Annotated in this window: 10 protein-coding genes; 4 read left to right on the plus strand and 6 right to left on the minus strand. The window is 57.3% G+C overall.

The genetic code is table 11. From position 1 onward, the window contains the following. Window positions 1-62: 62 nt before the first annotated feature. Complete coding sequence (locus C1719_RS15000; RefSeq protein WP_102375827.1) at window positions 63-1,745, minus strand: FAD-binding protein; 1,683 nt, start codon at window positions 1,743-1,745, stop codon at window positions 63-65. A 172-nt stretch (window positions 1,746-1,917) separates the two neighbouring features. Between C1719_RS15000 and C1719_RS15005 the strand changes: the two genes are divergently transcribed. Both C1719_RS15005 and C1719_RS15010 read left to right on the plus strand, forming a co-directional pair. Next, on the plus strand, window positions 1,918-3,369 hold the full coding sequence (locus C1719_RS15005; RefSeq protein WP_146007920.1) for a helix-turn-helix transcriptional regulator: 1,452 nt from the start codon (window positions 1,918-1,920) through the stop codon (window positions 3,367-3,369). Window positions 3,370-3,519: 150 nt separating this feature from the next. Then, window positions 3,520-5,193 (plus strand): FAD-dependent oxidoreductase, encoded by a 1,674-nt coding sequence (locus tag C1719_RS15010; protein WP_102376121.1) that lies wholly within the window; start codon window positions 3,520-3,522, stop codon window positions 5,191-5,193. Window positions 5,194-5,315: 122 nt separating this feature from the next. Here the strand turns inward: C1719_RS15010 and C1719_RS15015 are convergent, their stop codons facing one another. From C1719_RS15015 to C1719_RS15030, 4 genes are read right to left on the minus strand one after another with little or no spacing between them, the layout of a single operon-like run. Then, the gene (locus C1719_RS15015; RefSeq protein ID WP_102375829.1) at window positions 5,316-6,476 is read right to left on the minus strand and encodes an ABC transporter permease; all 1,161 of its coding nucleotides are present in this window, start codon (window positions 6,474-6,476) and stop codon (window positions 5,316-5,318) included. Next, on the minus strand, window positions 6,473-7,150 hold the full coding sequence (locus tag C1719_RS15020) for an ABC transporter ATP-binding protein (RefSeq protein ID WP_102375830.1): 678 nt from the start codon (window positions 7,148-7,150) through the stop codon (window positions 6,473-6,475). Before C1719_RS15020 ends, C1719_RS15015 begins: the two co-directional genes overlap by 4 nt. An 8-nt stretch (window positions 7,151-7,158) precedes the next feature. Beyond that, window positions 7,159-8,079 carry an efflux RND transporter periplasmic adaptor subunit gene (locus tag C1719_RS15025; protein ID WP_102375831.1) on the minus strand — a complete coding sequence of 307 codons (921 nt, stop codon included), beginning with the start codon at window positions 8,077-8,079 and terminating at the stop codon, window positions 7,159-7,161. Between the two features lie 31 nt (window positions 8,080-8,110). Continuing rightward, window positions 8,111-8,371, minus strand: coding sequence for a hypothetical protein (locus tag C1719_RS15030; RefSeq protein ID WP_102375832.1), 261 nt, complete (start codon window positions 8,369-8,371; stop codon window positions 8,111-8,113). Between the two features lie 157 nt (window positions 8,372-8,528). On the opposite strand from C1719_RS15030, the gene C1719_RS15035 reads away from it, so the two are divergent. Next, window positions 8,529-9,257, plus strand: a complete 729-nt coding sequence (locus C1719_RS15035; RefSeq protein WP_102375833.1) for a response regulator transcription factor — start codon at window positions 8,529-8,531, stop codon at window positions 9,255-9,257. Next, window positions 9,205-10,602 (plus strand): sensor histidine kinase, encoded by a 1,398-nt coding sequence (locus C1719_RS15040; RefSeq protein WP_245874564.1) that lies wholly within the window; start codon window positions 9,205-9,207, stop codon window positions 10,600-10,602. The genes C1719_RS15035 and C1719_RS15040 overlap by 53 nt, the downstream gene beginning before the upstream one ends. Window positions 10,603-10,748: 146 nt before the next feature. Here C1719_RS15040 and C1719_RS15045 read toward each other — a convergent pair whose 3' ends face one another. Next, a complete protein-coding gene (locus C1719_RS15045) occupies window positions 10,749-12,407 on the minus strand; it encodes an FAD-dependent oxidoreductase (protein ID WP_102375834.1) in 1,659 nt (552 codons plus the stop codon). Window positions 12,408-12,505: the final 98 nt, after the last annotated feature.

Genomic DNA, 12,505 nt, shown 5'->3' on the forward strand with positions numbered 1-12,505 from the left:
CTCGCCAACGTTGTGTCGATAGCCCCATCGAGGCAGCTGACGCAAATTGGGAGAAATGCCGGCTATTGCTGCGAAAGTTTCTTCGCGACGACATAGCCAAATACAACGCAACGGCTATGGCTGATAGCCTGAAGATCATGGGGATACGTGTCGCTGAACATCTCGCCCGAGCAGTTGCCGACAGCGTACAGGCCGGGAATCGGCATACCGGTCTTATCGATGACCTCCGAATCGACCGTCACCCTCAGCCCCGAAACCGTCACCAGGCACGAACCCGACTCTTCGAAAGCGAAGTAGGGGCCGGAGCTGTAGTCCATGAACATCTCTGTATCGCCGCCCCAATCTTCGTCCACGCCCTTCTCGTGCAGCTCGGTAAGGCGCGCCAACGTCTTCTTGAGATTTTCGGCATCGATGCCCGTAGCCTCACACAGCTCTTCCACCGTCTCTCCGCGAACCGCGATCGGCTCGAGAAGATCAGCAACCTCTTTCGGGCTCATGCGCGCAGCCGACATCGCATAGTTGCGATAGGAGCACCGGTCTATGATGGTTTCCAGGTCAGGACCAGCGAGCACCATAAAGTCATGTCCGCCCGTCTGATGCTGAATGGAATTCGCAAGGAAGTGGGGCGCGATACTCTCGTTGACGTAACGCAAACCTGATTCGTTGACTCGCGGGAAAGGCAAAGTGAGGCCCTTGTTTCCTGCATTGCTCGCCACAGAAGCACCCGGATCGCGCATCATAATGTGGGGATACGGATCCATCAGCCCACCGACGGACATTCCCATCATGTGCCCATCGCCTGTATTCTCCGTATTGGGAAGCCTCCAAGCCGCTACGCATAGGTCCTCTCGGCGCATGTTCTCGCACATCATATCCCAATTGTTCTCGTAGCCTCCCGTGCAGAGAACGACACCTTTGGATGCATTGATTTTTACATATGACCCCTGCTCGTCGCGAGCGATTACACCGACGACTTTGCCGCTGTCATCCTGAACGATCTGACAAGCGGGGGTGTTGTAGCGAATGTCGACGTTCTTGCTATTGGCAACCTCGATGGCAACCTCTGCAAAACCGTCCATTCCCTCCTCAAAGCGAACGTCTTCGCGATATGTCACCACGCCCGCAAACTCTGAGGTAGTCTCGCCGTTCGGACCAAGGCCCAGATACGGAGTCAGCTTATCTCCGACTTGGTCGAGCAGCCAATCGACCGCTTCACCGTTATTCGCGAACCAGCTCTTCCAGATGTCGGCGTTACAGCGATAAGACGAGGCTTTCATCATGTCGTTGAGTATCTCTTCCTCATCCCACGATGCCCCGGCCTCTTTGAACAGACGGCAATCCGGAGCGCCGATGCCCGTACCGCGAACGTTGTACGATCCCGTTTTCTCAAGCGCGATAACCTTCAAACCGAAGCTCGTGGCGGCGAGCATGGTTGCGATTCCCGCTAAACCGAGTCCGCATACGACCACGTCGCAATCCTCCGTCGATGCGACGTCCTCGTCTTTGATCTTCTCGCTAACGAATGCAACGGTTCCCGGAACAGGCTCGAAGAAGTTCAGTTCCGCACCTGCGTTCAACGTCTGCATTCCCTTGGTTTCAGCACCGCCTCCGTCAATCGCGGCGCTGGAAGCTTTCGCCTCTTCGTTCGTTCCCGCAGGGGCGCAACCCACCACGCCCAAAGCAGCACCCATAGTAAGAGCGGTTCCCCCCACTAGAAAAGAACGACGTGAAATCTTTTCGAACATTTCTGCCTCCCATCCTCCTTGCGCCTTCCGCGCAAACAACTTGACCGCCGTATCGGCATAACGTAATGTTGGCTGGTGCCATCATTCGGCGCGTCATCCACAATTCGTGAAATATGATTGCTTTTACGCAATCTCACCCGTTGCGCATGAGAGGATTTCGGTGGATCACAGCGTGTTTGAACGTGTACTGAAAACAGGGGGGCGAGGTTTCGCCGGCCATTCCCGAAACATCCTCTTCGCAATTGCCTCCTTTTCCCTGTTTTGGACATGGCAGACATGTCTGCTCTACCTTCCCGTCCTCAGACAATCATCGGAAGCCCAGCATTCGGTATGGCTCACCGGCGGGCTCGCCACAGCAACGCTCTACCTTGCGGCTGCGTTGCTTTCCCGCTTCTTGACGCAATCGATCTCGCGAACTCCGATAAGGGTGCTCTCCGTAGCAATCATGTCGATAACGACCGCCATCCAAATTGCATTCACAGCCTCCTGGCCTTTCGCGGATCCGTCTTCTCTCGATTGGAGTTTGCTGCATTTCGCAAGATCCGCCGGCTCGGTTCTCTACGCCATTCAGCTCGCGCACGCGCTAGCCTCTTTCCCGTCGAAAAGCGATCGGCGCCTCATCGTCTTCGCAGGAACGGTGCTCAGCCTGCTGCTGTATCTTCTGATCGACAATCTGGCATCGGCAGTTGCAGGAATAATCGTATGCCTCATCCCTTTCCTCGCAAGCATCGCCTCGGAACAGCGCATCCGAAAAATCTCCGACACGTTCGAAGAAAAGCACTCGGGAGATCGCGAAATCGCCACTCCTCGAAACAAGCTTCTTGCCTTCTTCATTTTCGGCATGTCCATCAACTACATCAGGGGGTCCGTCGAACGAGGATCTCTTATGCCGTTCGACAACTCCTCGATCATCGCACTGACGCTGGTAATCGTCCTCGTCGGCATCGTATCGACAATCGCATTCAAGAAAGTTCAACTGCGGTTCGTAACCGTAGCATGCATCACCGCGTCGATCTTTCTGGATATACTCGGCGCGCTCGACTTCGCTCTGCCGTTCGTTTCAGCCGGAATGTTCTTGTACATTATTATTTTCTGGCAAACGACGGTCAGCGACGCCGCCCTCGTTCCCGGATCGGTCACAAGAACGTTCGCCTTCGGGTTCGGTATTTACGGAGTAGGCCTGGCAATCGGCAGCAATCTATCGCAAGCAACCGTCCTCCTACCCGCAGGATTTGCTCAGACGTTTCCCTTGTTCGTCGCCTATGCTCTGCTCCTCGCCGGCTTCTCCATAATGGGCAGCACCAACGAAACGCCAACTGTTGCCGAAATTCCCCCAGCTGACGATTCCGCAGAAAAAAGCGACCTCGAGGCATGCCTCGACAAGTATTGCGAGCTTATTGCAGCCGAGAACGCACTTACGCCGCAAGAAAAACGAGTGCTGTGCGAAATGGCTCGATCCAAAAGCCTCCAAGCCATCGCAGAAGAATTCGGGGTCAGCGTCAACACAGTAAAAACCCATGCCTCGCATATATACCAAAAGCTCGATACCCATTCCCGCGAGGAGCTGATGAGACTCGTAATCGAAAGGAGCCGCAGCGATCTGCGCACCGGCAAACCTCGATAAGCCCAGTGCATCGGCAAAATGCCCGATGAAACCCCCACATAAAACGTGTGGCGTAATATAACCACCCCCTGCGTGTGTTACCGGGCAACCCGGCATTCGTTAACCTCGTCTTCGATTGGACAATCAGGTCCACATAGAGGAGGAGGAACAATGGAACTGAGCCGGAGGGATTTTATTAAGGGTTCGGCAGCGGCGGGAGCGGCAGCGAGTTTGGCTGGGGTTGCTCTTGTATCCGGATGCTCTTCTGCATCCCCGAGTCCATCTTCCGCCGAAGGCGGAGCCGCATCGAGCGCCGAAGACGTGAAATACCCCGAAGCCCGCAAGATCTCCATCGTGGAGTTCGAGTCCGATGTATCGCAAAAAACCACACAGCAGATAGAATGCGACATCGCAATCATTGGCGCAGGAGGCAGCGGCATGACCGCAGCAGTCAGAGCCGCCGAGCTGGGTGCCAGCGTTATCGTTTTCGAAAAAGGGTCCGTAGCCGGCGGAAGCACGGCCGGCACCGAGGGCATGTTCGGATGGGGAAGCAAGCTTCAAGAGCGCAGCGGCATAGAACTGGCCTCCGTCGGGGAATATGTCGAGGAAGAAAACATCTACACCAACTATCGTTCTGACGCGGTACTGTGGACAACCTTCATCAAGGAATCGGGCAAAACGGCCGACTGGCTCGAAGAAGGCGGATACCAATTCGATCGCGTCGATGTGTACAAATCATCCATCAACACATTCAAATGCTTCCATTTCTGGGGCGGCCAGGATGACGAAAACATCAGCCAGTCCGGCGCCACCTTGGTTGAGTTCCTCGAGAACCGCGCCAAGGACCTAGGAGTCGAATTCCGCTTCACCACGCCGGCCGTTTGCCTGAAAACCGATAGCGGGAAGGTAGTCGGCCTATATGCTCGTGACGAAAACGGAGACTACATCGAAGTCACTTCGAAGGCCGTAATCGCGGGGTGCGGCGGTTACGCAGCAAACAACAAGCTCATCGAGCAGCTCACAACCTGGGATATGACGTATGCCAATGCCGTTGCCACGGGAACCGGCGACGGCGTCATCATGGCGGAAGACGTAGGTGCGGGCACCTATATGACCGCTATGCTTCCGGCAGTGCATGTGGAAGGATATGTTGTCGCCGATCCCATTACGGTCGGTTGCTGCAATCAGCCCCTTCTCTTCCTGAACCAGAAAGGGAATCGCTGCATGGACGAAAGCCTTTTCATACACAGCCATAAAGCGCTGTTTGTCAATGCGGTTCTCACCCAGAAAAGATGCTGGTCTGTTTTCGATCAAGCAACCCTCGATAGATTCGAATCCGGCGAAGGCATCATGGCGGGCTGGCGCATGTACAAGCCAGGGTCGAACATTGAAGGCCTGGTCGCTCAGGTTGACGAATGTGTAGCAGCGGGTGCGGGCAACGCGTTTAAAGCCGACACGGTGGAGGCCCTTGCCGAAGCCATGGGAATCGACACCCAGAACTTCGCCGCAAGCATCGAACGCTACAACGAATTCTGCAGCAACGGCGTTGACGAGGATTACCTCAAGGATGCCCAGTACCTGCTTCCCGTAGAAAGCGGTCCGTTCTACGCCATCCGCGTCGACCCGACGGTCACCAACACCATTGGCGGCCTGGACGTCAACTACGACAACCAAGTGCTCAACGAGAGCGAAGAGCCGATCGAGGGCCTGTATTGCGTAGGCGTCGACGGCAACAAGCTTTACAAGGAAACCTACAACTACGGGCTTTCAGGCGGCCTGGTCAGCTACGCCATCTACTCAGGCTTACGCGCTGCGGAGCATGCGTGCGAGAACTACGTGAGCTAGACTAACCTTGCCAAGCATGTAACGCGTTGCATCGCGATTAAGGCGCGCATTGCCCCCAATGCGCGCCTTCGCTTTATGCTGTCTTGACGATAACCCGTCGTTCTCCGGTCATCCCCTGCCCCCTACTCCTGCCGCAGCGCCTCCACGGGGTGCAGCTGCGAGGCACGGTGCGCGGGGAAGATGCCGAACGCGAGGCCGATGAGTATGCTCGCTCCAGCAGCGACGCCCATGATCGTCGGCGAAACGACGCACGGAATGCCCGCGTACTCGGCGGCCGCGCACAGCGCTATCCCCAAAAGAATGCCGAGCACGCCCCCGAACAAGCTCATCACAAGCGCTTCGACGAGAAACTGAACCAGAATGTCGCCGCGCCGCGCGCCGAGCGCCTTCTTGATGCCGATCTCGCGCACGCGCTCGGCAACCGATACGAGCATGACGTTCATGACCCCGATGCCCGCGACCAGAAGCGATATGCTCGCCACGCCCGCGAGCAAAAGCGTCATCGTCTTGTTCACCGATCCGCTCGCACCCAAAAGCTCGTCTTGCGTATTTACGGAAAACATCATCGGATCGATGCCCTTATCGCGCTCGAGATAGTCGGAGACGGACCCCTTGGCAAGCTGCACGGCATCGTCGCCCACCGCCCGCACGTAGGCCGATTCGACCTTCCCGTCCGATCCCAACGTGCCCGCCGACTGGAACGGCACGAGCACGAGGCCCTCGGTGTTGAGACCCATCGATTCGCCCTTCTCTTCGAGCACGCCCACCACGGTGAACTCGTCGCCCGCAAGCTTAACGGCGCGCCCCACCGCATCGGTCGTCCCGAACAGATCGCGCGCAACCGCGCCCCCGATCACGCAGACCTTCGACTTGTTCTCGCGATCGATCGACGAGAGGTTGCGACCCGCCGCGAGCTCGAGGTTGCGCACGGGCAGATAGTGCTCGTCGGATGCCTCGACCATCGCGCGGTTCGATCTCTTCGTGCCCGCACTCACCGAAGCGTTGAGAAACTTCGACGGCGCCGCATCGGCCACGGCGGGAAGCGCCCGCACCTCGGCCATATCGTCGTATGCAAGCGATCCCTCGAACACGTAGGCCGAAATGATATCGCCCCCGAGCGCCTTCATCTGCTCGGCAACCTGCCTGTTCGAGCCGTCGCTCATGCCCACCAGCACGATAACCGACGAGATGCCGATCACCAGCCCAAGCATCGTAAGCGCCGTGCGCAGCTTGTTGCGGCCTACGTTTTTGGCGGCTTCCTTGCCTATTTGCAGCCACTTCATGCCGGAACCGCCTCCTCGAACAGCCTGCCGTCGGAAATCGTCACCACACGGCCCGCCTCGCGGGCAAGCTCGGGGTTATGCGTAATGAGCACGATTGTTTGCCCCTGTTCGTTAAGCGCTTTGAACATCGCCATGATCTCAGCGCTCGTCTTGGAGTCGAGCGATCCTGTCGGTTCGTCGGCAAGCAGGATGTCAGGAGAGCCGGCAAGCGCCCGCGCAATGGCCACGCGCTGCTGCTGCCCGCCCGAAAGCTGGGAGGGCGTGTGCTTTTCGCGACCCTCGAGACCAAGGCGGGCGAGCATGCCCCGCGCGATTTCGTCCGCTTGCCGAGCGCGCATGCCGCGGTAGACAAGCGGTACGCGCACATTCTCTTCTGCGCTCATCGATTTGAGCAGATTGAAGCTCTGGAACACAAAACCGATCTTGCGATTGCGCAAGGCGGCGAGCCTGCTGTCGGACATGTGCGAGACATCCTCGCCGTCAAGCATATAGGTCCCCTCGTCGGGCGCATCAAGCAAGCCGATGATGTTCATGAGCGTCGACTTGCCCGATCCCGAAGGCCCCACGATGGCGACGAACTCGCCGCGGCGCACCGCGAAGTTGATGCCGTCGAGCGCGCGAATCTCGGTATCGCCCATGCGGTACAGCTTGGATAAGCGGGTAATGGCAATCATGGCGCACCTCAACCTGCGGCCACGCGGGATACGAAACTGACGCCGCCGGCACTACCGTCGCCTTCGCCTTCGCCACTTGCGCCCGAAGAAAGCGCATCGTTCAAAAGGACCTCATCGCCCTCGTTCAGGTTTCCGCCGACCTCGACCATCGTCCCGTCGGACAGGCCCGTTTCGACCTCGACGGGCTCAAGCGAGCCGTCGGGATGCTGCACGAGCACGAACCGCACGCCTTCTCCCCCGTCGGTCACGGCGCTCACGGGCACCGTCAGCACATCGGCAGCCTCGGCCACCTTGATGCTCGCATTCGCCGACATGCCGATGAGGATGCTGCCGTCGTTTGGAATCTCGATGGTCACCTTGTACTTCGAGCCGGTCGCTCCGTAGGTGCCCACCTCGTTGATACTTGCGACCGTGCCCTCGTAGGCTTCGTCTTCCTTAGCTGCAAGCTTCACTTCGACCGCCTGCCCCACGGACAGATCGGCTATATCGGTTTCGGGCACCTCGAGCTCAACATGCATCGAATCGACGCGCGCAACCTCCACGTAGTGATCCTCGGTCAGCTCGTCTCGTTCTTTTTCGGGAAGGTTTTTCGACAGCACGACCAGATCGTAAGGCGCAACGAGCGAATCGCCGTAGGTGTAATCGACCAGCGAGGTACCGGCGGGAATACGCTCGTTGAGCGGTACCGGCGACGACTTGAAGTATCGCCATTTGGCCATTTTGAGCTTTTCGGTTTTGGCGGGCTTCACCTCGCCTGGCCCGGTGACGAGCTTCTCTATAGTGCCCTTCGTCACCAAAGCGGTGGGCATCTCCAGGGGCTCGGCAGCCCCCGATGCGGCAGCATCTTGCCCTATCAGCACGTATACGATTCCGCCTAAAACGGCAACGAGCAGCAGTACGACCGCTGCCTTGCCTATGGTTTTCGCCATGATCGTTTCCTCTTTCCAGTTCGCACTTCAACTATTCCGCAGACCCGTCATCGAATCCGGGATCGGTCGTTTCGAACGGCGTCGTCGTTACCTCAACACTCCCATCCCCACCCGCAGCGTCCTCGTATTCAAAGGTGCCCGGAGCCCCAGATGTACCGCCGGACGTCCCATCGCCGAAGCCCAGAATGCCCTGCGCGCCAAGGTTTTTAAGCAGCACGAGCCCCGCCCCCAGCATGATCAGAACAACCAATACGATCACTAGATTTCTATACGCTTTGCTTCTCGCATGCATTGCAACTCCTCTTATCGGCTCCAATGCTGCGCATCCTAACCAAACTGCCTTTAAAGAAACGTGAAACAAAAGGCCCGCTTCCGTGGAGATATCTCCACGCTCGCTTAACCTTCGTTTAACGAAACAGATGGTAGAATGGGCGCGAAGAGGTGCATGCATGAAAATTCTCATCGTCGAAGACGACCGCAACCTATCGCACGCGATCAAGCGATGCCTTCCCCTCCCGTACGATTCGGACCAGGCGTTCGATGGTGCAGAGGGTTATTTTCTTGCGAGCAAAGGCATCTACGACCTGATCATCCTCGATTTGATGCTTCCCGCATTGGATGGCTGCACCGTGCTCGAACGATTGCGCGAAGAGAGCGTATACACCCCCGTGCTCATCCTCACGGCAAAGGGCACGCTTGCCGATAAAGCCCGCGGGTTCAGGGCGGGAGCAGACGACTACCTGGTAAAGCCGTTTCATCGGGACGAGCTCGTCATGCGCATCGAGGCGATCCTTCGAAGAACCACGGGCGCATACGACACGAAGGACATCGTGTTCAAAGAACTCGTCATCTCGCGCTCGCGCCGCACCGTCGAAATCGGCGGCGTGGCGCTCGACCTCAAAGGCAAGCAGTTCGATGCGCTTGAATACTTGGTGAGCAACCGGGATCGGCTTATCTCGAAAACCCAGCTGTTCGACAGGGTATGGGGCTTTCTCTCCGACACCTCTTCAAACGTGGTCGCCGTATACGTGAGCGGCATCCGCAAGCAGCTGAAACCTTTCGGCTACGATACATACCTCAAGACGATCCGCGGGGTCGGCTACCTGTTTACGGAAGAGGACGCCCATGATGCAGAGGATCCAGAAAACGCACACGACTCCTTCGCTGATCGAGAATGATCGCCTCAGGCGCGAATCCATCCGCTATACCGCGCTGTTCTTCGTCGTGTTCGGGCTCATTTTCACCTTGCTCGGCATATTCGTGTACCAAACGGTGAGCTCTAATATTTTCAAAGCCGTCGACGAGCAGCTTTCGCTTCCGAGCTTCGGCGTCATCGTCGATACCGTTCCTTCCGCCGCCCTTTCGGTCGACAATCCGTACGGAGAATCATCCGACGCCGATCCAAGCGCAGACGACGTCGGATCAAACGATAGCCTCGGAGAGGTCTCATTGAGCGAAACCATCTACTCATCCATCGAGAACAACCCCCAGACCATCTTCCTCGCCCGCTCGAGCGACGGTTCGACAACCGATACGTACGGCATATACGCTTCGTACCCCGACTCCATCGAGGGATTGCCGTTCGATTCGTCGGTTTTGAACACACCGTATCCCATCGATCAGAACGGGCACCACTACCGAGCCGTCAACTATCGGATCGAGGGTAACGACGGCAGCGCTTCTTATATGCAGGCTATCGCGAACGTCGATTCGGAAATCGCCATCCTCAACCAGTTCACCGCCATGCTCGTCGGCGGCCTCGTCGTCGCGCTCGTCGTTTCCGCAGGTGCGAGCTATCTGCTTTCGCGGATGACGCTGCGACCCATCGCCGACGCCTGGGCGAAGCAGACCGAATTCGTGCAGAACGCCTCGCACGAGCTGCGCACTCCGCTCACCGTCATCCGCACCACCCAGGAGCTGCTGCTCGACAGTCCCAATGCGCGCATCGTCGACAAGTTCGAGGACATAACCCTGACAATCGAGGAGGCAGAGCGTCTCTCGCGGCTTACCGAAAGCCTGCTTGCGCTCACAGCGACCGACGCGGGACGCTTCGACCTTGCGATAGGCGATGTAGACCTTCGGAATCTGTGTGCCGACGTCGTTTCGGCATACGATGACATCGCGCTTCTACAGGGAAAGACGCTCGAATTTGCCGAAGGCGACGAGGCGGTAGTGCGCGGCGACCGCGATAAGCTCCGGCAGCTTTTGGCCATCCTGCTCGACAATGCGCTTAAGTACACGAACGCCGGCGACGCCGTGCGCCTGAGCGTTGCCGTACGGGGGTCCGACACCACGATCAGGGTGGAAGACACGGGAATCGGCATCGACGAAGAAGATCTCGAGCGCGTGTTCGATCGCTTCTACCGCGCAGATACGGCCAGATCGCGCGAAACGGGAGGCGCCGGGCTCGGCCTTTCAATCGCTCGGGGAATCATCGAAGCCCATGGCGGCACGATCCGTTTGGAAGGCAACGAGCCGAAAGGGGTCACCGCCATCGTGAAGGTGCCGATCAGGGCAAAGTAGGCATCATCACACCTTTTCCCAATACAGCAGAAACAAAAACTGCATTGTCCAGCGGAGGGCATTACCGCAGGGGCAAAACCATCCGAACCGTTCTCCAGTACCGGAAGAAAGCCCATATGAAGCGGGCTTTCTTCCGAACAAGTTAATTACTCGACAGAATCTTTGCTATTGCCTGCAAGAAACTCACCCATGCACTTGCCCATCATAAGGCAGTGCCCGTGAGCGTTGCCCTGAAGATTAATAGGATAGTCGATGGCATACATGTCGCCCGAGCAATTTCCGATTGCATACAGACCAGGAATGATGTTGTCTTCGGCATCAAGCGCTTCGAAATTATCGCTAATGTGAATGCCGCTCATCGTAGTAAGCATCGCGGGCACACAGCGCAGAGCGGTAAAAGGCGGCTCGACGATAGGATAGAGCAAGCCAGGCTCTTTGCAAAAGTCGGAATCCCAACCTTCGTCACAGAATTTGTTATAGCGATCCACTTCGGCGAGAAACGCCTCCCTATCGACACCCATCATGTCAGCAAGCTCTTCGAGCGTATCCGCACGCTTGTAGTTATCAGGATCGTTGGCAAGCCCATCCTCCACCGTCGCCTCATTATCGGTTGCCGCAAGGCTCGGATCGGATCCGACAGCACGGAAGGTATCCCAAAAACCACCACCGCCATACTGAAGGCTGTCTACGAGATCGGTAGTCCAATTTTTATCGAAGACAGACCAGGCTTCGGTGCTGCCATGGTTCAAAACGCCCACGCATACGTAGTGAGCCCACAAGCTTTCGTTGACGCAGCGCTTTCCGTCCTCGGTAACCAACATGAACGGACCGCGGAACATAGCGCCGCCCTGAAAATCAAGGCATGACGCCCATGGGCCTTCTTGCAGCGCAGCACCCGCCCAAGCAGCCATGTTGTGGCCGTCACCCGTGTTGGTGGTGATGGTCTGAATGTGCTTTGCCCTATTGACGATGGGCAAGAACTCCTCCATGTACTCATCGTTATAGCTTACATCGCCCGTTGCTAGCACGACGCCCTTCGTGGCACCGTACTGAACGTAGCCGTCTTTAGTCTCGCAGACGACACCGGTTACGCCACCCCTATCATCCTGGACGAGCTGAACGGCGGGAGAATCAAAAATAAACTGCACTCCGAGCGCCTCAGCTTCAGTCTGGAATATCTTTTCAACAAAAACCGCTGCGCCGTATTCTTCATAGAGGTCGCCCCCAAAGAGCCAATGGTAGTTCGAAGCCTCGCGCCAGACCTTTCCCTCGCAACCCACAGTCACCATGCACTGCGCACCATGTTTCTCAGCGAGATCGAGCAGCCAGTCCATCGTCCGTTCGGATTCACGAATGTACTTCGCGACCAGCGAATAGCGCGCGCGGCCACCGCAGACACCCATCCAACGCTGAAACTCCTCCGCAACATCAACCTCGACACCAAGCTCTTTCATGGCTTTGGATGAAACAGCACCCGTACCACCGATACCGTTGCCGTGGACATCGCCGCCTTTCTCCACCAAAATAGTCTTCAAGCCGTTTTCGGCACAGCTTAAAGCGCAGGCGCACCCCGAATAGCCTCCTCCGACAATGACGACATCAGCCTCAACGGTAGAGGCGATTTCCTGAATCGGATCGGGCTTCGTCTCCCACGTATGCTTCCCTACCGCCGAACCACCAGCATCTGTGGCAGTAGGCTGATCGCCAGGCACGCAACCTATAAGGCCCATCGTCGCCGACCCTGCAGCAATGACGGCGCCCCCCTTCAGGAAATCCCGGCGGCTAACGTTCGCTATAGTCTTCATGACATCTCCTCCTTATATAGAGCGAAGTTATGCAACGCAGCGATTCTAGAAATCAGGAGAAAAAGCGGCACCACCCGAATTAGGTGAGCGCACCCTTA

This window comes from Raoultibacter massiliensis (assembly GCF_900199545.1).
Lineage (GTDB): Bacteria > Actinomycetota > Coriobacteriia > Coriobacteriales > Eggerthellaceae > Raoultibacter > Raoultibacter massiliensis.

Excerpts from the sequence above, each read along its gene's own strand:
- C1719_RS15000 (WP_102375827.1), bottom strand. The coding sequence starts at position 1,745 with ATGTTCGAAAAGATTTCACGTCGTTCTTTTCTAGTGGGGGGAACCGCT.
- C1719_RS15010 (WP_102376121.1), top strand. The coding sequence starts at position 3,520 with ATGGAACTGAGCCGGAGGGATTTTATTAAGGGTTCGGCAGCGGCGGGA.
- C1719_RS15015 (WP_102375829.1), bottom strand. The coding sequence starts at position 6,476 with ATGAAGTGGCTGCAAATAGGCAAGGAAGCCGCCAAAAACGTAGGCCGC.
- C1719_RS15020 (WP_102375830.1), bottom strand. The coding sequence starts at position 7,150 with ATGATTGCCATTACCCGCTTATCCAAGCTGTACCGCATGGGCGATACC.
- C1719_RS15025 (WP_102375831.1), bottom strand. The coding sequence starts at position 8,079 with ATGGCGAAAACCATAGGCAAGGCAGCGGTCGTACTGCTGCTCGTTGCC.
- C1719_RS15030 (WP_102375832.1), bottom strand. The coding sequence starts at position 8,371 with ATGCATGCGAGAAGCAAAGCGTATAGAAATCTAGTGATCGTATTGGTT.
- C1719_RS15035 (WP_102375833.1), top strand. The coding sequence starts at position 8,529 with ATGAAAATTCTCATCGTCGAAGACGACCGCAACCTATCGCACGCGATC.
- C1719_RS15040 (WP_245874564.1), top strand. The coding sequence starts at position 9,205 with ATGATGCAGAGGATCCAGAAAACGCACACGACTCCTTCGCTGATCGAG.
- C1719_RS15045 (WP_102375834.1), bottom strand. The coding sequence starts at position 12,407 with ATGAAGACTATAGCGAACGTTAGCCGCCGGGATTTCCTGAAGGGGGGC.